Origin of the sequence: Marinomonas phycocola (genome assembly GCF_047525455.1) — a bacterium.
Classification (GTDB): domain Bacteria; phylum Pseudomonadota; class Gammaproteobacteria; order Pseudomonadales; family Marinomonadaceae; genus Marinomonas.
In genome coordinates, this window is the sequence record NZ_JBLIXL010000001.1 from 325,996 (window position 1) to 351,952 (window position 25,957).

Sequence of the window (25,957 nt, forward strand, 5' to 3'; positions counted from 1 at the left end):
GATTCCAATGTCAAAAGGGCAATCATTACAAGACCCTTATCTTAACGTGCTGCGTAAAGAAAGAGTACCCGTTTCTATTTTTTTGGTAAATGGTATTAAATTACAAGGACAAATTGAATCATTCGATCAGTTTGTCATTTTATTAAAAAATACTGTGAGTCAGATGGTATATAAGCACGCTATTTCCACGGTGGTGCCATCTCGTACAATTCGTATTCCATCTCCTGAAAACCCAGAAGATGCAACTGAATAGCCGGCCTTTCAGCGGGCTAGTATAGGAAGATTAATTTGTTTTTTGAACGCCCAGAAAGTGGTGATCTAGCCGTTCTTGTTCATATTGATTTTAATGATCCATTGAATTCGTATGGACCTGAAGAGTGTGTAGAACTTGCAATCTCTGCTGGCGCAGATCCTGTTGCTGTTGTAACAGGGTCTCGTCAAAAGCCAGACCCTAAATACTTTGTTGGTATAGGTAAGCTTGAAGAAATCATGACTATTGTAGTTCGTGAAGAAGCGCAAGTTGTTATTTTTGATCATTCACTCACGCCATCTCAAGAGCGTAATCTTGAAGAGTTTCTTCAATGCCGAGTCCTTGATCGGACTGGATTGATTTTAGATATTTTTGCACAGAGAGCTAGGACTCATGAAGGCAAGCTTCAGGTTGAGCTGGCTCAATTGCATCACTTATCAACACGATTAATTAGAGGTTGGACTCACTTAGAACGTCAGGGTAGTGTGGGTAACCGCGGACCTGGCGAAACACAACTTGAGAGTGACCGTCGTTTAATTCGTGATCGCATCAAAGCGATTCAACAACGTTTAGATAAAGTCGGTGTGCAGCGAGATCAAAGCCGTCGAGCACGGACTCGTTCTGCGACGCCAACGGTTTCTTTGGTTGGTTATACTAATGCGGGGAAGTCTACTTTATTTAACCGAGCTACTGGGGCAGAGGTTTATGCAGCGGATCAATTGTTTGCAACGTTAGATCCTACTCTTCGTCGTTTGGACATGCCTGAGATAGGTTCTATTGTTTTGGCTGATACGGTTGGTTTTATTCGAAAACTGCCTCATCGTTTGGTTAAGGCGTTTCAAGCGACGTTAAAAGAATCATCCGAAGCCAATCTATTGCTGCATGTTGTTGATGCTAGTGATGTGTCCCGTAATGAAAATATTCAGCATGTAAACGATGTCCTGCATGAAATTGGTGCATATGAAATTCCAACTTTGGTTGTCTTTAATAAAGTAGATGCACTTTCAGATGTTGAGCCTAGAATTGACCGCGATGAAAGTGGCAAACCTTATCGCGTGTGGCTGTCTGCTAGAACAGGTGAGGGTGTTTCTTTATTAAAATCTGCCATTTCTGAACTTCTTGGGGTAGACGTTATCGAAGAGACTCTAGTGCTGCCTAGAGATTCAGGTAAGTTTAGAGCCTTTATGTTTGAGCATGGTGCGGTTGTTTCTGAAAAGTTTGATGAGGATGGTCGTTCTATTTTAAATGTACGATTGCCTGAAAAAGATTTTTTACAGATTTTAGCGAAAACAGGTTTAAGTAAAGAGCAATTGCTCGTGGCTTAGTTTTTTGAGATTTTTTTGATTAATAATGGAGAGGTTTTATGGCCTGGAATGAACCGGGTAATAATGACAAAGACCCTTGGAATTCTGGTAAAGATCGTAATTCAAGTGGTAAGTCTGATACTGATAATAATGCCCCAGAAAATGACCCGTGGGGAAGGAAAAAACAAAATGAGCAAGGGCCGCCAGATTTAGATGAGGCTTTTGGTAAGTTGATGGAGATGCTAGGTGTCAAAAAAGGCGGCCGAGGTGGTGGCTCTTCTGGCGGGGGTAATGGTCTACCTGGCAAGTTTGGTGGAGGTATCGTTACTATTGCTATCATAGGTCTTTTGGGCCTTTGGGGGGCATCGGGTGTTTATCAGGTTGATCAGCAAGAGCGTGGTGTTGTGCTTCGGTTAGGTAAGTACTATGAAACAGTAATGCCTGGTCTTCATTGGAATCCACCTATGATTGATTTGGTTAGTAAAGTGAACGTTACTAAAGTGCGTTCACATGATCATAAAGCATTGATGCTAACTGTTGATGAAGCCATAGTTGAAGTAGGTGTTTCTGTTCAGTATTCCGTTAGTGAACCGAAAAATTATCTGTTAAATGTACGTAACCCTGAAGATAGTTTGGCTCAAGCTGTTGAAAGTGCGTTAAGGCATGTTGTAGGTAGTTCTGAAATGGATCAAATTTTAACTGAAGGTCGTGAATTATTGGCGGATGACGTTAAAACCCGATTACAGAACTACATTAATGTATACGGTACTGGCTTGTTAATATCGAAAGTAAACGTTGAAAATACTCAAGCGCCTACTCAGGTTCAAGAGGCATTTGATGACGTTATCAAGGCAAAAGAAGATGAGCAACGTGTTCGAAACGAAGCTGAATCTTATGCCAATGGAATAATTCCTGAGGCTCGGGGTCGTGCTCAGCGTATTCGTGAAGAAGCTGAGGCGTATCGCTCTGAAGTCGTCGCTAGAGCTTCTGGTCAAGCTGACCGTTTTGATCGACTTTATCAAGAATATTTGAAAGCGCCGGAAGTTACTAAAAGGCGTTTATATATAGAAACCATTGAAGAGGTTTATGCCAATTCGAGTAAGGTGGTTGTAGATGTTGAAGGCGGTAATAATATGATGTACTTGCCTCTTGATAAAATAATGAGTAATAAGACTGCTGAATCGTCGACTGCGTCAAGTTCTGTGTTGTCATCTAATATCGGAAACATCACTGATCAAGTTATTGACGAGATACGAAAACGACAAGGCGTGACACGTAGAGAGGGCCGAAATTAATGAAAAATTTATCTGTTTCTTTACTGTTTGTTGTCCTGGTTTTGGTTTTAGTCGCTTCTCAAACATTGTATGTTGTAAAAGAGACTGAGCGTGCGGTTGTTTTAAAGTTTGGTGAAATTGTCGAAGCCGATGTGTTGCCGGGTTTGCATTTTAAGCTGCCAATCATGAACGAAGTGAAAAAATTTGATGCTCGTATATTAACGATGGATTCGCGCCCTCAACGTTATTTGACACTTGAGAAAAAGGCTGTAATTGTTGATTCTTATGTTAAGTGGCGTATTGAGTCTGTGTCTAAGTTCTATACAGCGACGTCTGGTGATGAAATTATTGCCAATCGAGTTTTATCTTCACGTGTTGATACGGGGTTAAGGAATCAATTTGGTGAGCGAACTATGCACGAAGTTGTTTCTGGTGAGCGTGACCAGTTGATGGATGAGCTTCGTGTTGGTTTGGATGAGGTTGCTAAATCTGAATTAGGCATTACGATTGTTGATATTCGTGTTAAAAGAATCGATCTTCCGCCTGATGTTAGTGAGTCTGTTTATCAGCGTATGCGTACAGAACGTGAGCGTGAAGCAAGAGAGCATAGATCTAAGGGTCTAGAGCTTGCTGAAGGTATCCGTGCTGATGCAGATAGGCAGCAGGTAGTTTTAGAGTCTGAGGCTTACCGTGATTCGGAAATTATTCGTGGTGACGGTGATGCTGTAGCGGCCAACATCTATTCAAGTGTTTATACTCAAGATCCTGATTTCTACGAATTCTACCGCAGTTTGCAAGCTTATAGAGGAAGCTTCAATTCTCAAGGTGACATTTTTGTAGTGAAACCAGATAGTGAGTTTTTCAAATACTTAAATAAAATTGACCCTTAAGGCTTTATATTTAAGGTGAATTCTATTTGTTCAAATAGGAAACATGGTATGATTGAAAAAACCGGGTAACAGCCCGGTTTTTTCATGTTTAGAAAATGAGAATATATGCACGAACTGTTTCAATCGCTGCTTGTTGGTGCAAGCCTTCTTTTGATTGTTGAAGGTATCTTGCCATTTCTTGTGCCTGACATTTGGCGAAAGATAATGTTTAAAGCCATTGCCAGCTCAAATTTGAATCTGCGTATTTTAGGCTCTGTAAGTATGTTATTGGGGCTGTTTCTGCTTTATTTAGTTCGAAGCTAAGAGGAAAAATTAATGACATTAGCTGATCGCTGGTTGCTCCCAGATGGGGTTGATGAATCTTTACCTGCACAAGCAGAAAGAATTGAGCACTTAAGAAGAACCTTGCTTAATCTGCATCATTCTTGGGGGTATCAATTGGTTATCCCTCCTTTATTAGAATATCTAGACTCACTGTTAACCGGCGCAGGTTCTGATTTAGAGAATGAAACCTTTAAAGTGATTGATCAGCTTTCAGGCCGTATGATGGGAATTCGAGCTGACTTTACCTCTCAAGTTGCTCGAATTGATGCTCATTGTTTAAAAGGTGACGCCATCCAGCGCTTGTCCTATTGTGGTAGTGTATTGCGGACCGTGCCGTCAGGACTAGATGGTACACGCAGTCCAATTCAAATTGGTGCGGAACTGTATGGGCACGGAGGGGTGGAGAGTGATGTTGAAATAGTATCTTTGATGATAGAAACATTGTCTGCATCTGGAATAAATGCTCCAGTATTGGATCTTGGTCATGTTGATATTGTATGTGACCTGATGTCATCTTGTGATTTGTCTGACTCTCAACGAGATATTATTTCTGGCCTTTATAAAACGAAAGATCTTCCTGAGCTAGAAGTTTTTGTTGCCTCTCTTGAATTGCCTGAAAACCAGTCTAATTGGTTAAATGCATTGCCTCGTCTATGTGGTGATGAATCTGTTATTTCTAGAGCGCATAAACTCATTGGGGGGGTGAGTGAAAGTACAGATGCTGCACTAAAGCAATTGCAATGGGTAAAAGATACCATTTCTTTACGTTTCCCAAATGTCCAATTTCATTTCGACTTAAGTGATTTAGTGTCATATAACTATCATACTGGATTGGTTTTTGCCGCTTATTTACCTGGTCAAGGCAATGCAATTGCGCGTGGTGGAAGATATAATAATATAGGTGAAGTGTTTGGCCGTTCTAGATTGGCTACTGGGTTTAGTGCTGATTTGAAAACATTGGTTTTGTTATCTGACTTCAATTTACCAGAGAGTAAGGTTGTTTTGGCGCCTGCTAGTGATGATGCCTCTTTGTGGGAAGTTATTTCTAAATTAAGATCTGAGGGTTTTAAAGTTGTCCAAGCTTTAAATGGCGCTACTTTAGCTCTCAATGCGGATTTCGAATTGGTTTGTGTTAATGGAGATTGGCAGACGGTTTCTGTTGATCTGTAAAATTTTGTTGATAATTAAATGAGACCTGAAATTATGGGTAAGAACGTAGTTATTCTAGGCACCCAGTGGGGTGATGAAGGTAAAGGTAAAGTTGTAGACTTGCTGACTGAGGAAGTCGCTGCTGTTGTGCGCTTTCAAGGTGGTCATAATGCAGGGCATACCCTAGTTATTGATGGGAAAAAAACAGTCCTACATTTGATTCCTTCAGGGATTTTACGTGATGATGTTCAGTGCGTTATCGGTAATGGTGTTGTTCTTTCTCCTGCTGCTTTGCTAAAAGAAGTGAACGAGTTGCTAGAGCAAGGTATTCCTGCAGTAGAAAGGTTGCGCATTAGTGCGGCTTGCCCTTTAATTTTGCCTTATCATATTGCTATGGATCAGGCTCGTGAAATTGCCAAAGGCGCTAAAAAAATTGGTACTACTGGTCGTGGTATTGGGCCTGCATACGAAGATAAAGTTGCTCGTCGTGCGATTCGTGTGGGTGATTTATTAGATCCAGTTCGTTTTGCAGAGAAGCTTAAAGACGTATTGTCTTATTATAATTTTATGTTGAAAAATTATTTTGAAGTCGATGAGATTTCTTATGATGAAGTGTATGAAGAAGGTCTGAAAATGGCTGAGTTCTTACGTCCAATGGTTACGGATACGATCTCTCTTTTGCATGATTTGCGTAAATCTGGCGCAAACATTATGTTTGAGGGTGCTCAAGGGTCTTTGTTAGACGTTGATCATGGCACTTATCCTTATGTAACTTCTTCGAATACAACCGCTGGCGGTGCTCCTGCTGGAACAGGTTTTGGGCCTTTGTATTTAGATTATGTCTTAGGGATTACTAAAGCATACACTACACGTGTTGGTTCGGGACCTTTTCCTACGGAGTTGTTTGATAAAGATGGTGAAATGCTGGCAGAGCGCGGGCACGAATTTGGAGCAACAACTGGACGTGCGCGTCGTTGTGGTTGGTTTGATTCTGTAGCGTTAAGGCATGCCGTTCAAATTAACTCAGTTTCTGGTTTATGTTTGACTAAGTTGGATGTATTGGATGGATTTGAAACCATTAAAGTGTGTGTTGCTTATGCTAATGATCAAGGTGAAGCGGTATCTGATTCATTGATCGATAGTGAAGGTTACGAGGCGGCTCGTCCTGTGTATGTTGAGTTTCCTGGTTGGTCTGATTCTACTGTAGGTGCTGCAAGCTTTGAGGCGCTTCCTGAGAATGCACAAAATTATGTTCGCTTCTTAGAAGAGCAGGTTGGTGTTCCTATTGATATTATTTCTACTGGCCCTGACCGCGTAGAAACCATTGTCCTAAAAGACCCGTTTAAGCAATAAAATCTAAGTGTGTTTTTTAAAAAGCCGATACTTTCGGCTTTTTTTATGCGTGAAAAATACGCTAAGTTTTGTTTTTCATTGTAAAGGGTTTGAAAATCAAGCACCTGTCTCGTATTTCGTGAGATAGAATGTAAAGAATATTGAGTTGTAGGCTTTTCATGTTTGGAGGTTTTTATGGTTAAGCTGTTGTTGGCAGACGATGATTCTCGCTTATCTGAGTTGATAAAAGAATATTTTAATGGGGAAGGGTATGAGGTAGTTCACGCTTGGAATGGTCGTGAAGCCATTGAGTTAATGGCTCAAACCTCTCCTGATGTCGTTATTCTTGATGTGATGATGCCTGAGTTGGATGGATTTGAAACGCTAAAGCAAATTAGAGTTAAGAGTAAAATCCCTGTCATTATGTTGACGGCTAAAGGAGATGATATAGATCGGATTTTAGGTCTGGAAATGGGGGCTGATGATTACTTATCAAAGCCCTTTAATCCAAGGGAGTTGTTGGCTCGTATTAAAGCCATTTTACGTCGCTCTTCAAATGAAAAATCGGATGATTCGACTGACGATATGGAGCTGGATGGTCTGTTATTAAGAAGAAAAGATCGTAGTGTATTTCTTGAGGGTGAACTGATTGAATTGACTACGTCTGAATACACATTATTGGAATGTATGCTGTCGCTGCCGGGGCAAGTCTTAACAAAACAAGAATTATCTGAAAAAGCCTTGGGTCGAAAGTTAACGTTGTATGATCGAAGCCTTGATATGCATATTAGTAATTTACGTAAAAAAATTGGCCTGCTGCCTGATGGAGAGCCAAGGATAAAAACGGTTCGTGGCGTTGGTTATATTTTTGTTGAGCATGGTAAGGGTAATTCTTTGCTATGAAGAATACTTTTTTTAGAGTGTTCTTGGTTATTCTTTTATCCAATATAGTGGTTGTCAGTATTGGGTTTGGTGTTGTGAAGCTTATTCAAAAGCCTCAGCAAGTGTCTGCTGATGTATTGGGTGATGTCGGTGTGCAGCTGGTTTCGGTATATGAAAAGCTTGGTGTGGTACCTGTAAAAGAACTGGCACATACATTCGAAAAAAAATTATCGGGTAAATTGTTTTTATATCAAGAAAATGGAGTTTCTTTATTAAAGCCTCTTCCTAGAAATTTGCCTGGTAAAAAAGATGGGCGTTTAGGACGGCCTCTCGCTGATTTTTTAGACAGTCAGTTTATTCAAGTAATAGGAACGAGCAATGTTCAGTATTTGCTTATCTATCGGCCGAGCCCTCAGTTAAAGTCTTCTAACCCCGAGCTGATTTTGCCTTTTTCATTGTTAGGTTTGTTGGTGTCCAGTGCGATCGTTGCCTATTGGTTGTTAGGCCCACTGTTAAAGTTGCAAAAAGCCACTCGATCGTTTGGACGTGGAGACATGGAAGCTCGGGTTGATGTTAAGTTGGCTCAGCGTTCAGATGCGATTGGGAAATTAGCGCAAGAGTTTAATGAAATGGCTGAGCGTATAGAAGTATTGTTGTCATCCAAAGAGAGGTTGATGAGGGATGTGTCTCATGAGCTTAGGACGCCGTTATCAAGAATTGAGGTTGCGTTGACTATTGCTGAAGATAAGCAAGGTTTACCGCAACAACAGAATTACCTTGATAGGATTCGTACAGAACTGCATGAATTGGATGAATTGATAGGGCAAGTGCTTACTTTGAGTCGCCTTGAGGCGGCTTCCCTTAAAAAAGAAAGTATCGATCTCCAGAGTTGGGTGAGTGACATTGTGGATGACGTGAACTTTGAGTCGCAACTTAAAAGTATCCATGTAGTTAAGGTGGGCTCTACACCAAAAACGCTTTTAGGTGATCCATTACAGCTACGACATGCAATAGAAAATGTTTTGCGTAATGCGTGTTTTTACGCCTCTTCGGGTGCGCGTGTTGAAATTGAAACCAGTGAGTCCTCTGGTTATGCAAATATCATCATTCGAGATGAAGGCCCAGGAGTTGATGAAGATAAGTTAGAGAAAATCTTTCATGCGTTTTATCGATCATCTTCTGCAAGAGAATCTAATAGTGGTGGATTTGGTGTTGGTTTAACGATCGCCCAACGTATTATAAGAGCTCATAATGGAGTAATTAAAGCGGGTAATCGGCCTGAAGGAGGGTTAGAAGTACGTTTTTCATTACCGATGAGTTAATAAAGTAGTCTTTTTCTTGTTATCTCTTAGCTAATTAAGTAACATTCGCGCCGCAAGTTGGCTAGGCAGTCGCTGTTTCTCATTATGAGGGATGGAGGAAAGTCCGGGCTTCGCAGGGTAAAGTGCCAGGTAACGCCTGGGGGGCGTGAGCCTACGGAAAGTGCAGCAGAAAATACACCGCCTAAGCAGTTTACTGCCGGTAAGGTTGAAATGGTGTGGTAAGAGCGCACCGCGCGACTGGCAACAGCTCGTGGCATGGTAAACCCCACTTGAAGCAAGACCAAATAGGAACTCTTCGGCGTGACCCGCGCTGAGTTCGGGTAGGTCGCTAGAGGCATGCAGTAATGTATGTTCGAGATGAATGGCTGTCCACGACAGAACCCGGCTTATCGGCCAACTTGCACCTTTTCATCTCTTTCTTTCTCATTTCTTTCAGACACTCAATTCTATACATCTAACTCCAATCTAAATGTTTTCTTTCACTTCGTTTTCATGAAATAAGGTGTTTTATGAGTTTTTTTGTAAAAAAAGGATAAAAATTCAATTTTTTTTAAATATTTTTTGTGAAAAGTGTTAAATTGTGGGGAAATGTGTCGATAGGTGGGCTATGGGAATGTTTAGAGGTCTTCATCATGTGAGTGTAGATGCGAAAGGTCGTATGACCTTCCCTACACGACTGCGTGAAGAGCTGGTTCAATATGATGACCCTAAAGTGGTTGTTACAATTGATCCTATGTCCCGTTGTTTGTTGATGTATCCGTTATCTGAATGGGAACAAATACAAGAAAAGTTAGACAAGCTGCCGTCATTTCAACCACAAGCACGTAAATTGCAGCGTCTTTTAGTTGGGCACGCCACTGATTTGGATATAGATACAGCGGGGAGGGTATTACTTCCTGCACCTTTAAGGGAATTCTCACAATTAGATAAGAAGGCGACATTGTTAGGTCAAGGTAAAAAAATTGAAATTTGGAGTCATTCTAATTGGGAAACCCAAAGAGAAGAGTATTTAGAGCTTAGTTCTACTGACAAACAACAACTTGAAAGTTTAATGGATATTTCGCTATGACAGACTCCGTACCACAGCATATTAGTGTGATGTTAAATGAGTCAGTAGATATGCTTATTACTGATAAAGATGGTTTATATGTTGATGGCACATTTGGTCGAGGTGGGCATTCCAGACTGATTTTATCAAAGCTTGATTCAGGTAAATTACTTGGTTTTGATAAAGACCCCGTTGCCATTGAGTATGGTAACGCTTTACATACTGAAGACAGCCGTTTTCAAATTATTCAAGACAGCTTCGCTAATATGATTGAGCCAATAAAGACATTATCTGGCTCCGAAGGTCGAGTAGATGGTGTCTTAATGGATTTGGGTGTGTCTTCTCCTCAAATTGACGATGCACAGCGTGGTTTCAGTTTTATGAATGATGGTCCATTAGATATGAGAATGAACCCTGATGAGGGCGTGAGTGCGGCTCAATGGATTAAATATGTCGATGAAAAAGACCTTGCAGATGTCATGTATCAATATGGAGAAGAGCGTTTCTCTCGGCGTATCGCTAAAGCCATTTGCCAATATCGTGCACATACTGAAATTACAACGACTTTGCAGTTGGCCAAAATTATTACGGAAGCTAATCCAGCTTGGGAAAAGGGAAAAAACCCTGCAACAAGAGCCTTCCAAGGAATTCGAATTTTTATTAATAATGAATTGGGAGATCTAGAAAAAGGCTTAGAAGCCGCTGTCGCATCATTGAAAGTCGGTGGGCGTTTGGTTGTCATCAGCTTTCACTCATTAGAAGATCGAATTGTGAAGCGTTTTATGAAACTAAAATCAAAAGGTCCTGAATTGCCTAGATACCTTCCAATTCAAAATGCACATTTGGATGTGAAGTTTCGTTCGATTGGTAAAGCGAACAAGCCTTCAAAGCAAGAGGTTGAAGATAATGTCCGTTCTCGGAGTGCCGTGATGAGAGTGTTGGAGCGCACAAGTGACTAGGCCCATGTTAATCACAGTATTTGTCGCGGCAGTATGCCTTACTGCTGTTTCTATAGGGTTAGTGTCACAGGTGTATGATTTCAGAAAAGATTTTTCTTATTTACAGAAATTAAAGAAAACTGAAACAAATTATGAGGTTGTATGGGGGCAGTTGCTGCTAGAGCAAAGTGCCTTAACTCAGCCTAGTCGATTAGAGCAATCAGCTGTGAAGGATTTGAATATGCGTGCCCCTACACCAAATGAAATGGTAATAGTGAAACCATGAAAATTGAAGACTCTTCATATACACCTGAAAAGTGGCGTTTTTACATTGTCTACGGCATCGCCTTAATTTTATTTTTAATGGTGGGTGGTCGTTTGTTTTTCTTGACTGTAGTAGATAAGGATTTCTTGCAGAACCAAGGGGACATTCGTGCTGAGCGGACAGTAGAAATACCAGCGACACGCGGTATGATTTTAGACCGTCGTGGTGAACCTCTTGCTGTTAGCACGCCTACATGGACGGTGATTGCAAACCCTAAAAAGTTATGGAATGAAACGTTTGAAAACGGTGCAACGCCTGAGTCTGAAATTGTGCGTCTATCAGAAGCTATGGGGGTTGGTTCTTCTTGGCTGAAAGAGCGATTTGAGAAAAATCGTAACAAGTCTTTTATGTATTTAAGGCGTCAATTACCGCCTCATGAAGCTGATCAGATTATGGCTGCGAACGTTGTGGGTGTCACTCGGACAAAAGAATACAAACGTTTTTACCCTGCAGGAGAAGTCGCTTCGCACATTGTGGGTTTCACGAATGTGGATGACTCGGGACAAGAAGGTATTGAATTGGCGTATGACCAAGCTCTACAGGGTAAGGCGGGGGAGCGTAGCTTCGTTAAAGACCTAAGAGGCAATGTGATTCGTACTATAGGTGAAGAAACGCCTGAACAATCTGGTGAAAATATAGAATTAAGTATTGATTTAAGGTTGCAGTATTTAGCGTATAGGGAGCTAAAAGCAGCAGTAACAGAGCATAGAGCAACGTCAGCGTCTGCTGTGATTCTAGATGTCCAAACGGGTGAAATTCTTGCTATGGTGAATCAGCCTTCTTTTAACCCTAATGACCGCTCTAAATTAGAGTACGATCAATTAAGAAATCGCGCTGTTATTGATTTGTTTGAACCTGGGTCAACTGTGAAGCCTTTGACCTTATCCGCAGCACTAACTTCAAAACAATATACGACTGAAACTAAAATAGATACGGCACCAGGTTATATTCGCTTTGGAAGACAAACTATTCGTGATTTAGGTAACTATGGAAAAATTGATTTAGAAACGTTGTTGGTTAAATCAAGTAACGTTGCAACATCCAAAATTGCTCTAGCTTTGCCACAAGATGCCGTGTGGAATATGTATTATAAGCTAGGTATAGGCTCACTTGTTGGTATTGGGTTTCCTGGAGAAGTAACAGGAGTATTGCCTGTCCATACTCGCTGGAGACCTGCGGAAACTGCGACACTGGCATATGGCTATGGTTTGTCGTTATCAACTCTCCAATTAGCTCAAGCGTATATGGTATTGGCGAATGGAGGTTATAAAGTTCCTGTTACTATTTTTAAACAGGATCATCGCCCGCAGGGTGAGCAGGTTATTCCAGCAAAAGTCGCGAAAGACGTTATTAAGATGATGGAGGCGGTTGTTGAGCGAGGTTCTGGTAAAGCCGCTAAAATTCCAGGGTATCGTATTGCTGGTAAAACAGGGACGGTGCATAAGGTAGGGGCGAATGGGTATGAATACGATCAATATATATCATTGTTTGCCGGAGTTGCGCCTGCAACGAATCCAAGGTTGGCAATGGTCGTTATGGTGAATGATCCTAAAGGACGAGAATATTATGGAGGTGAGGTGTCCGCACCTGTTTTTTCACGTGTAATAGAGGGAGCGATGACAATTCTCAATATTTCTCCCGACTTACCTGATGGTCTTAGAGAAGTGCGTGTAGATAAAAAGTCTTCTCAAAGAGTCGTTTTAGGAGGCTAAATGTTTACACTGTGCGAACTTGCTGATGCGGTAGCGCTATCTATCCCGAATGATTGCTCAGATTTTATTATTTCGAATGTGCAAACTGACAGTCGGCGAGTTACAGCTGACAGTTTGTTTTTTGCTTTACCTGGTGTTGAGAGTCAAGGTTGGGATTACTTGCTTAAGGTCATTGAACGAGGGTGTCAGTTTGCCGTTGTTCCTGAAAACTTGATACCTCTTTTAAAAAAAACGTTACCACTAGATTCAATTGCTCTAATTCCATCGGACGATGTTATTAATAGCCTATCGGTTTGTCTTAATACCTTGGTTTGTCACTACCCAGAGACGTTAATCGCCATTACAGGTACGAATGGTAAGTCTTCGATCAGCTATTATATTGCCCAGTTAGCACGCTATGTTGGGCATAAGAGTGGCTTGATTGGGACATTTGGTGTAGGTAAGCTAGGTGACCTAAAAGAGGCGAAGCAAACCACTCCAGATACGCTTTCTTTACATATGTTATTAGATGACTTTTATGAAAAAAAGCTAGAAACAGTTGCATTTGAAGCATCTTCTCATGCTTTAGATCAAAGGCGTGTGGATGGCGTACCTTTTAAATGTGCCGTTTTTACGAACTTATCTAGAGACCACTTAGATTACCATGAGACAATGAGCAGCTATGCTCAAGCGAAGAAAAAAATATTTGATTATCCTGATCTACAAAGAGCGGTTATTAATCTAGATGACGATTACTTTGAATTTATGTCTCAAGACATAATGTGCCCCATCTATTCTTATAGTGTCATGAGTAAGTGTGCCGATTTTTATGCCACGTCAATTGTTTATGATTCTAATGGTAGTTATTTCAATTTGTATTACCCTGGCGGAAACCGTCGTATATTCCTGCCTTTGCTGGGTGCTTTTAATATTTCCAATGCTTTGGCTGCCATTGCCTCACTTTGGGACTTTGTTGCAAATAAAGAAAAATTAATCGAAGGGGTTTTTTATCTTGAGGGTGCGCCAGGAAGGATGCAAAAATTAAGCTATGAAGGGATGCCTCTAGTTGTTGTGGATTATGCGCATACGCCCGACGCTCTTTCTTATTCATTGGCGGCATTAAAAGGTCATACAGAGGGACGTATTATTTGTGTGTTCGGGTGTGGTGGAGATAGAGATAAGGGGAAGCGCCCTCTTATGACGGCCGCAGCGCTTTGTGATTCTTCTTTGGTTTGGCTCACTTCTGATAATCCTCGAACTGAAGACCCTGACGATATTATTGCTGATGCATTGAACGGTCTTGATAACTCTTTAGTGGATGAGCGTTTATCTGTTGTTGTTGATCGTCATCAAGCAATTCAAGAGGCTATTTCTACTGGGCAAAAAGGGGATGTTATTTTAATCGCTGGGAAAGGGCACGAAACCTATCAAGATGTGATGGGGGTAAAACATTTTTTTGATGATGTTTTGGAAGCTCAAAAGGTATTAGAAAAAAATGCTAAGTAATCTTTTGCTGAGTCAAATTGCCGAGATTTGTCATGGCGAACTTATTGGAGCGGATAGGGTAATATTGTCCATTTCAACGGATTCTAGAACGGTATGCAACGATGCTATTTTTGTGGCTCTAAAAGGCGATGTTTTTGATGGTCATGATTTTGTAAAAAAAGCATTAGAGGGTAGATTTTGTGCCGCATTAGTGGAGAGGGATCTGGGGGTTTATCCTACTATTGTTGTTGAGGATACGCTTAAAGCTTATGGTGACATTGCACATTATATTCGCAGTCAGTTTAAAGGGGCTATTATAGCGATAACAGGGAGTAATGGTAAAACGACAGTAAAAGAATGGCTGTCTCAAATTCTATCTCAGAATCTGAGCGTCTTAAAAACTCAAAAAAATGAAAATAACCAAATTGGTGTTCCTAAAACACTGCTTAATCTGGAAGAGCATCATCGAGTTGCTATTATTGAAACAGGAACGAGCTTTCCGGGTGAAATTCCAAAAATGGGAGCTGTTATTGTTCCTGATATCGCGATTATAACAAATGCGAGTGGGAGTCATTTTTCTGGTTTTGGCTCCTTAGAGGCGATAGCTCAGGAAAAGGGAGCCTTGTTATTAACGTCTAAGAAAGAAGGTGTTGTCGTCTTGAATAGGGATGATCCTTTTTATTCTTATTGGGTTGGTCTTTCTGTTGGGAGGCAAATTAAGTCATTTGGTTTTGAATCTAATGCTGATTTGTATGCCGATGATCTTGAATTTCATGCTGATTCTTCTGTTGTTACTTTTCACTATGAGAACGAGAGCTTAAGAGCCAGTGTGGCAAGTCCAGGTAAACACCAAGTAGCAAATGCAATGGCCGTTGTGCAAACATTGATCTCTTTGGGGTGGTCATTTTCTTTGGCTGTTCAAACTTTGTCCATGCCCTTAACTATTTCAGGGCGTTTGCAAAAAATAATGTCACAGCATCGCCCTCTTTTGCTTAACGATTGCTATAATGCCAGCCCAAAATCCGTAAATGCTGCAATTGATGTTTTAATGTTTCAAAATGCACAAGAGCGTGTTTTTGTCTTAGGTGCTTTGGGTGAGCTTGGTTTGTTAGAAACTGAGATACACGAAGAGATAGGGCGTTATGCATTTTCGTCTGGTGTTAATGTATTGATTGCCTTAGGCCCTACAGCAGGAAAAGCTGTGAAAGTTTTTTCTGAGCAGGGTGGTCAAGGCTTCGTTTACAATACTCACGCTGAAATTGCCCAAAAATTAAAAGAATTAAATGAGTCTTCCGCTATTTTAATTAAGGGTTCACGTTCGGCCCAAATGGAAAAAGTGATTGAAGAGCTCGATTATTAGGAAAAACTTACCTCATGCTACTTTTGTTAGCTGACTATTTAAGTCAGTACGATGCGTTTTTTACGGTGTTTAATTACCTTTCTTTAAGAGCGATTTTAAGTGTGCTGACTGCACTTGCCATTTCATTATTAATTGGTGGAAAAGCGATCATTTTGCTGCAAAAGTTGCAAATGGAGCAGGCGATTCGCAATGATGGGCCTAAAAGTCATTTAAATAAAGCAGGAACTCCGACAATGGGAGGCGCTTTAATTATTTTTTCTATTTCCGTTAGTACATTATTGTGGGGGGACTTGAGTAACCGTTATGTTTGGGTTGTTCTTTTGGCAACTCTTGCATTTGGTGTGATTGGTTGGGTCGATGATTACAAAAAGGTAGTTGAAAAAAACCCAAGAGGTTTGCCTAGTCGATGGAAGTATTTTTGGCAAAGTGTGGTTGGACTCTGTGTTGCAATTTACCTCTATGTCTCGGCAGTAACGCCAGCGGAAACAGCATTAATTGTCCCATTGTTTAAAGATGTTGTTATTCCTATGGGCATATTTTATGTCGTTCTTACCTATTTTGTTATAGTTGGGACCAGTAATGCGGTTAACCTTACAGATGGATTAGATGGGTTGGCCATTCTTCCTACTGTCTTAGTGGGTGGTGCTTTAGGTCTATTTGCTTATTTAACAGGTAATGTGAAATTTGCTGAATACTTACTGATCCCCTATGTCGATGGAACGGGGGAAATTATGATTTTCTGCTCGGCCTTGGTAGGGGCTGGATTAGGATTTCTTTGGTTCAATACTTATCCTGCCCAAATTTTTATGGGGGACGTAGGAGCCCTCGCTTTAGGTGCTGCTTTGGGAGTGATAGCCGTTATTGTTCGACAAGAAATTGTTCTGTTCATTATGGGCGGTGTCTTTGTTATGGAGACGGTATCTGTTATTTTGCAAGTCGCTTCTTATAAATTAACAAAGCGTAGAATTTTTAGAATGGCGCCAATACATCATCATTTTGAACTAAAAGGTTGGGCTGAACCAAAAGTAATTGTTCGTTTTTGGATTATTACGGTTTGTTTGGTATTGATCGGAATTGCTACACTAAAAGTACGTTAGGAGGCATTATGTCAGTTATTTCCTCTGATAGAGTCCGTGCTGTCGTTGGCTTGGGGGTTTCTGGTGTTTCATGCGCTCGTTTTCTTGCAAGTCAAAATATCGATTTTTACGTTATTGATTCAAGGGAGCAGCCACCCGGGATTGATGAAGTTCAGCAATTGTGTCCCGCAGAAAAAATATTTTTAGGAAATTTGGATGTATTATTAACGATACCTGTTACGGAGCTGTATGTCAGTCCAGGTATTCCTCTCAGTCATCCTATATTAAAACAGCTCTCGAAAAGTGGCGTTTTAATGCGTGGTGATATTGACCTTTTTTGTGATTATGTGGATGCGCCAATCGTTGCGATTACAGGTTCTAATGCAAAAAGCACAGTAACCACCATGGTGTCAGATATGTTGAACGTGTCTGGTTATCAAGCGGTTTCAGGCGGTAATTTAGGCTCTGCTGCATTAGATCTATTATCTGAGCCAGTAGATTATTATGTGCTGGAATTATCAAGTTTTCAGCTTGAAACAACACGCTCATTAAAGGCGGCCGTTGCTACTGTTTTGAATGTTAGTGAAGATCATATGGATCGTTATGATTCGTTGTATGATTATCAAAGAGTGAAGCAGAGAGTGTATAAGTATTGCAGAGCAGCAGTGTGCAATAAGCAAGACATTCTTACTGTTCCTTTATTGCCTGAGCGTACACCAGTAAGTGCATTTACGACTGGTATTCCTGATTTAAAAGAGTTTGGGCTTTTGCCCGATGGAAAGGATTTGTGGCTTTGTCGTGGAGTAGAGAGGCTCATAAACACATCTTCAATTAAATTAAAAGGCAAGCATAATTATTCTAATATACTCGCAGCATTAGCCATTCTAGAAATGCTTAATGTTCCTTTCAAAAAAGATGTTATAACCCAATATTTGTCTGAATTTGGAGGCTTACCTCATCGATGTCAAACGGTAAGAAAGATAAAAGGGGTGACCTATGTGAATGACTCTAAAGGTACAAATGTCGGTGCTACTATAGCGGCTCTAGAGGGTCTTGGCATGAATAAACCCAATATCCATCTTATATTGGGTGGTGATGGTAAAGGTGCCGATTTTTCTCCTCTAATTAAACCGGTCAATCAATATGTTAAGCATGCGTATTTGTTTGGTGCAGATGCAGATAGCTTGGAATTTGTGCTTGGTGCGGGTGTTAGTTGCCATCGGCATGATGATTTAGACTCTATTGTTAATGCTGTGTATTCTTTTGCTCAGGTGGGTGATATTGTTCTTTTCTCGCCAGCTTGTGCGAGTTTTGATATGTATCAAGGTTATACCCATAGAGGAGATCACTTTATCAGTTTGGTTCGGGCCTTATGAATGTTCTGAATATTTTTGATAAAGTGTCGGCAAAAGAGTTCTTTAATGTCGATGTTTGGTTTTTAATGTCGTCTTTATGCATTATTGCATTGGGCCTTGTTATGGTTGCCAGTGCGTCAGTCGCTGTATCAGACAATATCCATGGTCATCCTTATTTTTTTGTCATCCGTCAAACTATCTACTTAGCACTTGCTCTTATTGTAGGCAGTGTGGTTGTGCATTTGCCTACTGCCCTGCTGCATCGATGGGGTATTTTTGTTATGTTCTTTTCATTGTTTCTCCTTGTACTTGTTTTGATTCCAGGAATCGGAAAAAGTGTGAACGGTAGTCAGCGATGGATTAACCTTGTTATCTTCAACCTACAGGCCTCTGAGGTAGCAAAAGTTTGTATGGTTGTTTACATGTCTGGTTACCTTGTGCGTAGATCCGAGCAAGTTAGAGAAAAGTGGAGTGGTTTTTTATTGCCATTGTTCCTCAGCATAATTTTCTTGTTCCTATTGTTAATGGAGCCTGATTTTGGTGCCTCAGTGGTATTACTTGGTACAGTAATGGCGATGTTGTTTATTGGGGGCGCACGAGTCTACCAATTCTTATTATTGCTCCTTGGTGCGTTTGTGGCTCTAGGGTTGGTTGCTGTTTCTGAAAGTTATCGTATGAAACGATTAATGAACTTTATTGACCCTTGGGCAGACCCTTTCAATGAAGGCTACCAATTAAGCCAAGCTTTGATCGCATACGGGCGAGGAGAGTGGTTTGGTTTAGGTCTTGGTAATAGTGTGCAAAAATTATCCTATTTACCTGAAGCCCATACCGATTTTGTATTTTCTATTTGGGTTGAAGAATCGGGCATGGTTGGTGGTCTCATTTTAATTCTATTATTTGTATTAATGATCAGTCGTGCCTTCAAGATTGGCACAACCGCATTGATGTTTTCCAGGTCATTTTCGGGTTATCTTTGTTACGGTTTTGCGATTTTGATTGTTGCCCAAGTAGTAATTAATATTGGAGTGAATACTGGGATTTTGCCAACAAAGGGCCTAACTCTGCCTCTCATTAGTTTTGGTGGTAGTAGTTTGATTATTACCGTTGCGAGTTTATTTGTCATCGCTCGTGTCGATATTGAAAATAGACGTATTGTTTCAACTGAAAAAAAACAGATTGAGCAATCAGAAGCAACGGAGCTGGATTTTGTCGAAGACTCTTAAAGTATTGATTATGGCTGGTGGAACCGGTGGCCATATTTACCCTGCGATAGCCTGTAGTGAAGAATTTAATAAACAGGGTGTTGAAACTGTTTGGCTGGGTTCTAAAGGCGGGATGGAAGAGCGCTTAGTGGGAGATTCTTTAGATATTCGTTTGCACTTACTGTCTATTAAAGGTGTAAGAGGTAAAGGACTGAAAGGGTTGCTCTTAGCGCCTTTTCGTATTGTGTATTCCATTGGTCAAGCGTTGTCTATTTTACGTCATGAAAAGCCTGATGCTGTTTTAGGGATGGGGGGATTCGTTGCTGGCCCTGGAGGCATCGCTGCTAAGTTATTAGGAATACCACTAATCATTCATGAGCAGAATGCATTGGCAGGAACAACCAATCGTTTATTGTCTCGCATAAGTAACCTTTCGTTATGTGCATTTGAAGGTGCGCTAAATAAAGGGAAATTAGTAGGCAATCCTATTCGCTCAGCATTAGCCCAATCAGCGAGTAAACAAATCAATATGGATATTGCTAGGCCTTTGAGGGTTTTAGTTGTCGGTGGGAGTTTGGGGGCAAAAGCGATTAATGATGTTATTCCTGATGTATTGAATGGCTGGGATGAATTGCAGAGATTGGATGTTTGGCATCAAACGGGTGGAAATAATTACAGCTCTGTTGTTGCTCAATATAGTTCATACGGGATTGAATCGAGAGTCGAACCTTATATTGAAAATATGGAAGGCGCTTACTATTGGTCTGATCTAGTGGTTTGTCGAGCAGGTGCCATGACGGTCAGTGAGTTATCGTTGTTAGGGTTGCCGTCTATATTAGTGCCTTATCCTCACGCAATTGATGATCACCAAACGGTCAATGCAAAATATTTAGAGCAATGTCAGGCTGCTATATTAATTCCACAAAAAGAGCTAACGGTAGAAAAAATAACCAGTTTATTTAAAGAATTCGTAAATGACCGAGAACAGTTGCAAAAAATGGGAGAGAATGCAAAGAAAATGAGCTTTCCTAATGCAACACAAGATGTTGTTTCACAGTGTCTAGGGCAGATAAAAAATGATTGATTTAACAACGCAGTACAATATTCCTACCATGAGACGTATTCAGAAAATCCATTTTATTGGTATTGGTGGAGTGGGGATGTGTGGCATTGCTGAAGTGCTTCACAATCAAGGGTATCAAATTTCTGGTTCTGACTTGAATGTATCCTCTACGACTCAAAGGTTGGAGAGCTTGGGTATAACCGTTGTTATTGGTCATGAAGAAAAAAACGTTCATGACGTGCATGTTATTGTGGTGTCTACTGCAATTAATCCTGAAAACCCAGAGATTCAATGGGCAAAGAAGAATAGAATTCCGATTGTTAGGCGTGCAGAGATGCTTGCTGAGTTGATGAGATATCGTCACGGGATTGCAGTTGCTGGTACGCATGGTAAGACCACGACAACAAGCTTAATGGCATCTGTTCTCGCATCTACTGGAGAGGCGCCAACGTTTGTTATTGGTGGTCGTTTAACCAGTGCAGGAGCGAATGCTCAACTGGGAAGCAGTGCTTACCTTGTTGCTGAGGCCGATGAAAGTGACGCTTCATTTTTGCATTTGCAGCCTCAAACGGTCATTGTGACAAATATTGATGAAGACCATATGGATACGTATCAAGGTGATTTTGAAAATGTCAGAAAAGCCTTTCTTGAATTTATTCATAACTTGCCTTTTTATGGATTGGCTGTTCTTTGTGTTGATGATCGAAATGTAAGAGATATTTTGCCTCATATTAGTCGTCCAATTTTGACATATGGTATTGAAGAGGTGGCCGATGTGTATGCTACCGATATTGTTCAAACTGGCCGTTTTTGTGAGTTTTTAGCGCATCGTCCTGAATGTGAGCCATTGAAAATTAGGCTTCCGATGCCGGGTAAGCATAATGTCTTGAATGCACTTTCGACCATTGCTGTAGCAACAGATTTGGGTGTGAGTGGTTCAGCCATTCAGGCTGGATTAATGGGGTTTGAGGGAGTGGGCAGGCGTTTTCAAGAGCAAGCATCTTTAACGCTCAAAGACTCTGGGAAGGTAATGTTTATTGATGATTATGGCCATCATCCTCGAGAAGTAGATGCGACAATTAAGGCGATAAGGGAAGGGTGGCCAGAAAAACGATTAGTTATGATTTATCAGCCTCATAGATACACAAGAACGCGTGATTTATATGAAGATTTTGTTCAGGTCTTATCGCAAGTTGACGTTCTACTTTTGTTAGAGGTGTATTCTGCTGGAGAAGTCCCCATCAACGGTGCCGACAGTCGATCCCTGTGTGGTAGTATTCGCCAGCGAGGCAGTATTGATCCGATATATGTTGGTAGGACCGATGATTTGAGATCTATTCTTGCAAATGTGTTGAAAGGCGATGATTTGATGATCACTCAGGGTGCTGGTGATATTGGGGTTATTTCAAAGAAACTTGCAGTGGATGGGATTTGATATGAGCAAAAGACCCCTTAAACAATCGGTTATTGCTGTTATATATGGCGGCAAATCATCAGAACGAGATGTGTCTCTTCAAAGTGGTCAATTAGTCGCTCAAGCGTTATTAAATAAGGGTTATAAAGTAGTTGAAATTGATTTGTATGGCGAAGATGGTGAGCAGAATCCAGTTGTTCAGTTGTTAGAGGCTAATTATGATCTAGCGTATATTGCTCTTCATGGAGGAGAGGGTGAGGATGGGCGACTTCAGTCTTTGTTGGAAATGTTAAAAAAACCTTATACTGGGAGCCGCCCTTTGGCATGCGGCCTTGCTATGGATAAAGTTTTGAGTAAAAAATATTGGCAGGGGATTGGTATACCAACGCCGAAATACGTTTCTTTTAGTTCTATGCCATCGATTGCAGAAATTGAGCAAAAACTCTCTTATCCTATTATTGTTAAGCCTTCTCGTGAGGGTTCTACTTTCGGTATTAATAAAGTGTTAAACCGTTTAGAGCTTGAGTCTGCTTTACAAGATGCTTTAAGGTTTGATTCTGAGATATTAGTTGAGCAATTCGTTGATGGGCCTGAATTCACAGTGGCAATTATTGGAGAAGAAGCTTATCCAGTGATTGGCTTAAAGCCTGCTGAAAATCATCGCATATATGATTATGATGCCAAGTACCTCGCAGACGACACTCAATATCTATTGCCGTGTGGTTTAAGTGAAGCGGAAGAGTCTCATGTGCAGAGTATTGCATTACAAGCGTATTTATCTGTTGGTTGCACTGGGTGGGGGCGCGTAGATGTTATGCAGGATCAATTAGGGGAGTTTTGGGTGTTAGAAGTGAACACCTCTCCTGGAATGACATCGCATAGTTTGGTGCCAATGTCAGCGGCTCATCTAGGGATTACGTATGCTGAGTTAGTTGAGAAAATTGTATTATTAGCTTGGTCTGCGGAATAAAATACAATGAGAATATTGGCTTTGTTTGGTGCTTCTTTGCTTGTCATTTTGGCCACATTTCAAGGCTATATTGAAAAGCAGGATTGGTTTGTAATTGAGCACGTCTCTGTAAAGGGAAATTTTCAGTATACATCGGACACTCAGCTACTGAACTTTTATAACAATTTGTTGGGCGAGAGTTTGTTATCTCATTCTCTAGATAATCTTTTAGTATTAGCAACGACTCCCGAATGGGTTAAATCTGCGTCTGTTAGAAAAATCTGGCCGAATTCTATCCAGGTTTACGCTGTTGAGCACATTCCCTTAGCTGTATGGCGCGATAGGAATTTAATTACCTCAAATGGGCAGATTATCACCCCTATCAAGGTTCCTAATCTTCCACTTCCTCGTTTATTTGGACCTGAAGGGACACATAAGATTGTTTTAGAGCAGTTTGAACTAGTGAGTCAGGTTCTCTCTTCTAGCGATTTACGAGCGGTTAATCTTAATCTTGAAGCAAGAGGTGCTTGGTCAATAACTCTGTCTAATGATTTGATTGTTCGTTTGGGGCGTGATGATGTATTGGAGCGGCTCCAGCGCTTTATTGCCGTGTATAAAAGTGATTTATCAGGTAGAATAAATAAAATCGTGAGTATAGATGCGCGTTATCCTCATGGAGTATCGGTAGAGTGGAAGAAAGAGATCTAGTACTTGGTCTGAGTTTTGCTTTTGTTTGATTGGTTTTTGATCAGTTTGTTTAGGGTATCTAGATGATAGTCGGTTTGGATGTAGGCACATCAAAAATAGTTTGCTTAGTGGGTGAGATTACCAGTGATGGTCATGTTGAGGTCATTGGTATTGGTTCATATGCTGCTAAAGGTATGAAAAGAGGTGTTGTTGTCAATATTGAATCGACAGTGCAGTCGATTCAAAGAGCGGTAGAGGAAGCCGAGTTGATGGCTGGATGTAATATTCATTCTGTATTTGTCAGTGTTTCAGGTAGCCATATTCGGTCTTTAAACTCTCATGGTATTGTTGCGGTTAAAGATGGTGAGGTTCAAGAGGCTGATATTGAGCGGGTTATTGATGCTGCTCAGGCGGTTCCTATGCCATCTGATCAAAGAGTGTTACATATATTGCCGCAAGAATACAGCATAGATGCTCAAGAAGGGATTAAAGATCCTTTGGGCATGTCTGGTGTTAGATTGGAAGCAAATGTGCATCTGATATCGGGTGCGGCCAATGCAGTGATGAATGTTGAAAAATGCATTAAAAAATGTGGCCTTGGTGTTGATGGTGTCATCTTATCTCAATTGGCATCAAGTCATTCTTCTCTTAGTGAAGATGAGAAAGAGTTGGGTGTCTGCTTGGTTGATATAGGTGCGGGAACTGCGGATTTGGCTATTTGGATTGATGGATCCATTCATCATACCTTTGTCGTACCTGTGGCTGGTGATCAAGTTACTAATGATATTTCAATGGCGTTAAGAACGCCGACTCAGCATGCTGAAAACATTAAAATCAAATATGCCTGTGCCTTGTCTTCGATGGCTAATTCAGATCAATCGATTGATGTCCCGAGTGTCGGTGATAGGCAGCCTAGAACAATATCTCGCCATGCATTAGCGGAAGTTGTAGAGGCAAGATATGAGGAAATTTATAATTTAGTTCTTGACGAGTTAAGACGAAGCGGATATGCCGAGCGTATTCCTGCTGGTGTCGTATTAACTGGTGGAACGTCTCAAATTGAAGGGGCTATTGATCTAGCTGAAAAAGTATTTGATATGCCGGTGAGAGTCTCTTTTTTAGAGAGAGTTAATGGTGTTTCGGACGCAGTAGATAACCCGATTTATTCTACAGGTGTTGGATTGTTAACACTTGGTGGTAAGAATTATGATTCTGATGGTGTTTCATCGTCTAGAATTCAAAAAGTGATTAGTGAAACCCCTGATTCTGTAAAAATTGATTCTAAAGTATCTGCAAACGTCACTGATGTATGGCGGAATGTAAAGAATTGGTTTCAAAGTAATCTGTAGTCAGGGATGATAGCGAATGTATAAGTTGAGGAGCGTAAGCCCATGAGTGTTTTTGATTTAGCCGATGATAATATGTCTGATAATGCGGTTATTAAGGTTATTGGTGTTGGCGGTGGTGGCGGTAATGCTGTTCGCCATATGTTGGAAAATCGTCTTGAGGGTGTCGAATTTATTTGTGCAAATACGGACTCAAAGGCATTGGTTGGATTTGAAACGGGTGTTTCCTTGCAGCTTGGCTCTACAATAACTAAAGGGTTGGGAGCAGGTGCGAATCCAAGCGTTGGTAGAGATTCTGCATTAGAGGATGAGGAGAAAATTTCACAGCTTATTTCTGGTGCTGATATGGTGTTTATTACAGCTGGCATGGGTGGAGGGACAGGGACTGGTGCTGCTCCCGTAATTGCTCGTGTTGCTAGAGAAATGGGTATTTTGACTGTCGCAGTTGTCACTCGACCCTTCCCATTTGAAGGGCGTCGTAGGGCAAAGGTTGCTGATGAAGGTGTTAAAGAGTTGAGAGATAATGTTGATTCTTTGATTATTGTTCCAAACGAGCGCTTACTTCCTGTTCTTGGTAAGAACATTTCTCTTCTAAAGGCATTTGGCGAGGCAAATAATGTTTTGTTTAATGCCGTTCAAGGTATTACCGATTTGATTATGCGTCCAGGCTTAATCAATGTGGATTTCGCCGATGTTCGTACTGTTATGTCGGAAATGGGCATGGCTATGATGGGGACAGGAACTTCTACAGGTGAGGATCGTGCTCGAGTGGCAGCTGAATCGGCCATTCATAATCCCTTACTAGAAGATATTAATCTTAAAGGAGCTAGAGGTGTTTTGGTCAATATCACTGCAAATGAAGAGGTTGGCCTTTCTGAGTTCACTGAGGTTGGTGGAATAATTGAAGAATATGCCTCTGAAGATGCAACGGTCGTTGTTGGATGCGCTATTGATCCAGCTGTAGGTGATGAGATGCGTGTTACTGTGGTTGCTACTGGGCTGGAACGATCTGAGGGTGCGACTGTTGTGGCTTCGGGTGTATCTGTGGAAAGAGTTGTTGGTGATTCTGTTGCTTCTCCTGCATCAGTTTCAGTGGTGACTCAAGCAAATGAATCAAAGTCTGTGATGACGCCTAAAATTGTTACTGAACCTGTTGCTCATGCTCCAAAATCGGAGGCGGAAAAAGGGGATGCGGATCTTGCTTCAAAGCCAGCTTCATCCTCTGAAGAGAAATTGTCTTATTTGGATATTCCTGCGTTTTTGCGTAGACAGGCAGATTGAAAATGTT

Annotated in this window: 24 protein-coding genes and 1 other RNA gene; all 25 read left to right on the plus strand. The window is 41.0% G+C overall.

Annotated elements, in window-relative coordinates; all coding sequences use genetic code 11:
* Positions 1 to 7 precede the first annotated feature (7 nt).
* The 25 genes from hfq (at position 8) to ftsZ (ending at position 25,950) form a co-directional block, all read left to right on the plus strand.
* Positions 8 to 253, plus strand: a complete 246-nt coding sequence (gene hfq, locus ACMUMJ_RS01625; protein WP_414677050.1) for an RNA chaperone Hfq — start codon at positions 8 to 10, stop codon at positions 251 to 253.
* Between the two features lie 35 nt (positions 254 to 288).
* Complete coding sequence (gene hflX, locus ACMUMJ_RS01630) at positions 289 to 1,575, plus strand: ribosome rescue GTPase HflX (RefSeq protein WP_414677051.1); 1,287 nt, start codon at positions 289 to 291, stop codon at positions 1,573 to 1,575.
* 38 nt (positions 1,576 to 1,613) lie between these two features.
* Complete coding sequence (hflK, locus tag ACMUMJ_RS01635; protein ID WP_414677052.1) at positions 1,614 to 2,849, plus strand: FtsH protease activity modulator HflK; 1,236 nt, start codon at positions 1,614 to 1,616, stop codon at positions 2,847 to 2,849.
* A complete protein-coding gene (gene hflC, locus ACMUMJ_RS01640; protein ID WP_414677053.1) occupies positions 2,849 to 3,718 on the plus strand; it encodes a protease modulator HflC in 870 nt (289 codons plus the stop codon). Before hflK ends, hflC begins: the two co-directional genes overlap by 1 nt.
* Before the next feature lie 105 nt (positions 3,719 to 3,823).
* Complete coding sequence (locus tag ACMUMJ_RS01645; RefSeq protein WP_414677054.1) at positions 3,824 to 4,021, plus strand: DUF2065 family protein; 198 nt, start codon at positions 3,824 to 3,826, stop codon at positions 4,019 to 4,021.
* Between the two features lie 12 nt (positions 4,022 to 4,033).
* A complete protein-coding gene (locus tag ACMUMJ_RS01650) occupies positions 4,034 to 5,212 on the plus strand; it encodes an ATP phosphoribosyltransferase regulatory subunit (RefSeq protein WP_414677055.1) in 1,179 nt (392 codons plus the stop codon).
* Between the two features lie 33 nt (positions 5,213 to 5,245).
* Complete coding sequence (locus ACMUMJ_RS01655) at positions 5,246 to 6,544, plus strand: adenylosuccinate synthase (protein WP_414677056.1); 1,299 nt, start codon at positions 5,246 to 5,248, stop codon at positions 6,542 to 6,544.
* A 174-nt stretch (positions 6,545 to 6,718) separates the two neighbouring features.
* On the plus strand, positions 6,719 to 7,426 hold the full coding sequence (locus ACMUMJ_RS01660) for a response regulator (RefSeq protein ID WP_414677057.1): 708 nt from the start codon (positions 6,719 to 6,721) through the stop codon (positions 7,424 to 7,426).
* The gene (locus ACMUMJ_RS01665; RefSeq protein ID WP_414677058.1) at positions 7,423 to 8,727 is read left to right on the plus strand and encodes a sensor histidine kinase; all 1,305 of its coding nucleotides are present in this window, start codon (positions 7,423 to 7,425) and stop codon (positions 8,725 to 8,727) included. The genes ACMUMJ_RS01660 and ACMUMJ_RS01665 overlap by 4 nt, the downstream gene beginning before the upstream one ends.
* A gap of 53 nt (positions 8,728 to 8,780) precedes the next feature.
* Positions 8,781 to 9,132: RNase P RNA component class A (gene rnpB, locus ACMUMJ_RS01670), an RNA gene on the plus strand.
* 202 nt (positions 9,133 to 9,334) lie between these two features.
* On the plus strand, positions 9,335 to 9,796 hold the full coding sequence (gene mraZ / locus ACMUMJ_RS01675) for a division/cell wall cluster transcriptional repressor MraZ (RefSeq protein WP_527195813.1): 462 nt from the start codon (positions 9,335 to 9,337) through the stop codon (positions 9,794 to 9,796).
* On the plus strand, positions 9,793 to 10,734 hold the full coding sequence (rsmH, locus tag ACMUMJ_RS01680; protein WP_414677059.1) for a 16S rRNA (cytosine(1402)-N(4))-methyltransferase RsmH: 942 nt from the start codon (positions 9,793 to 9,795) through the stop codon (positions 10,732 to 10,734). The genes mraZ and rsmH overlap by 4 nt, the downstream gene beginning before the upstream one ends.
* 4 nt (positions 10,735 to 10,738) lie before the next feature.
* Positions 10,739 to 10,999 (plus strand): cell division protein FtsL, encoded by a 261-nt coding sequence (gene ftsL, locus ACMUMJ_RS01685; RefSeq protein ID WP_414677060.1) that lies wholly within the window; start codon positions 10,739 to 10,741, stop codon positions 10,997 to 10,999.
* Positions 10,996 to 12,750 (plus strand): peptidoglycan D,D-transpeptidase FtsI family protein, encoded by a 1,755-nt coding sequence (locus ACMUMJ_RS01690; protein WP_414677061.1) that lies wholly within the window; start codon positions 10,996 to 10,998, stop codon positions 12,748 to 12,750. Before ftsL ends, ACMUMJ_RS01690 begins: the two co-directional genes overlap by 4 nt.
* The gene (locus ACMUMJ_RS01695; RefSeq protein ID WP_414677062.1) at positions 12,751 to 14,235 is read left to right on the plus strand and encodes a UDP-N-acetylmuramoyl-L-alanyl-D-glutamate--2,6-diaminopimelate ligase; all 1,485 of its coding nucleotides are present in this window, start codon (positions 12,751 to 12,753) and stop codon (positions 14,233 to 14,235) included.
* The gene (locus ACMUMJ_RS01700) at positions 14,225 to 15,574 is read left to right on the plus strand and encodes a UDP-N-acetylmuramoyl-tripeptide--D-alanyl-D-alanine ligase (protein WP_414677063.1); all 1,350 of its coding nucleotides are present in this window, start codon (positions 14,225 to 14,227) and stop codon (positions 15,572 to 15,574) included. Before ACMUMJ_RS01695 ends, ACMUMJ_RS01700 begins: the two co-directional genes overlap by 11 nt.
* 14 nt (positions 15,575 to 15,588) lie before the next feature.
* A complete protein-coding gene (gene mraY, locus ACMUMJ_RS01705; protein WP_414677064.1) occupies positions 15,589 to 16,671 on the plus strand; it encodes a phospho-N-acetylmuramoyl-pentapeptide-transferase in 1,083 nt (360 codons plus the stop codon).
* Between the two features lie 8 nt (positions 16,672 to 16,679).
* Entirely contained in the window at positions 16,680 to 18,026 is a 1,347-nt protein-coding gene (murD, locus tag ACMUMJ_RS01710; RefSeq protein ID WP_414677065.1) for a UDP-N-acetylmuramoyl-L-alanine--D-glutamate ligase, read from the plus strand.
* Complete coding sequence (gene ftsW, locus ACMUMJ_RS01715) at positions 18,023 to 19,231, plus strand: putative lipid II flippase FtsW (RefSeq protein WP_414677066.1); 1,209 nt, start codon at positions 18,023 to 18,025, stop codon at positions 19,229 to 19,231. Before murD ends, ftsW begins: the two co-directional genes overlap by 4 nt.
* Entirely contained in the window at positions 19,215 to 20,294 is a 1,080-nt protein-coding gene (gene murG / locus ACMUMJ_RS01720; protein WP_414677067.1) for an undecaprenyldiphospho-muramoylpentapeptide beta-N-acetylglucosaminyltransferase, read from the plus strand. The genes ftsW and murG overlap by 17 nt, the downstream gene beginning before the upstream one ends.
* Positions 20,287 to 21,708, plus strand: coding sequence for a UDP-N-acetylmuramate--L-alanine ligase (murC, locus tag ACMUMJ_RS01725; protein WP_414677068.1), 1,422 nt, complete (start codon positions 20,287 to 20,289; stop codon positions 21,706 to 21,708). Before murG ends, murC begins: the two co-directional genes overlap by 8 nt.
* 1 nt (position 21,709) lies before the next feature.
* The gene (locus tag ACMUMJ_RS01730) at positions 21,710 to 22,657 is read left to right on the plus strand and encodes a D-alanine--D-alanine ligase (RefSeq protein ID WP_414677069.1); all 948 of its coding nucleotides are present in this window, start codon (positions 21,710 to 21,712) and stop codon (positions 22,655 to 22,657) included.
* 6 nt (positions 22,658 to 22,663) lie between these two features.
* On the plus strand, positions 22,664 to 23,344 hold the full coding sequence (locus ACMUMJ_RS01735) for a cell division protein FtsQ/DivIB (RefSeq protein WP_414677070.1): 681 nt from the start codon (positions 22,664 to 22,666) through the stop codon (positions 23,342 to 23,344).
* Between the two features lie 62 nt (positions 23,345 to 23,406).
* Entirely contained in the window at positions 23,407 to 24,672 is a 1,266-nt protein-coding gene (ftsA, locus tag ACMUMJ_RS01740; RefSeq protein WP_414677071.1) for a cell division protein FtsA, read from the plus strand.
* A gap of 42 nt (positions 24,673 to 24,714) precedes the next feature.
* Positions 24,715 to 25,950, plus strand: coding sequence for a cell division protein FtsZ (gene ftsZ, locus ACMUMJ_RS01745; protein WP_414677072.1), 1,236 nt, complete (start codon positions 24,715 to 24,717; stop codon positions 25,948 to 25,950).
* Positions 25,951 to 25,957: the final 7 nt, after the last annotated feature.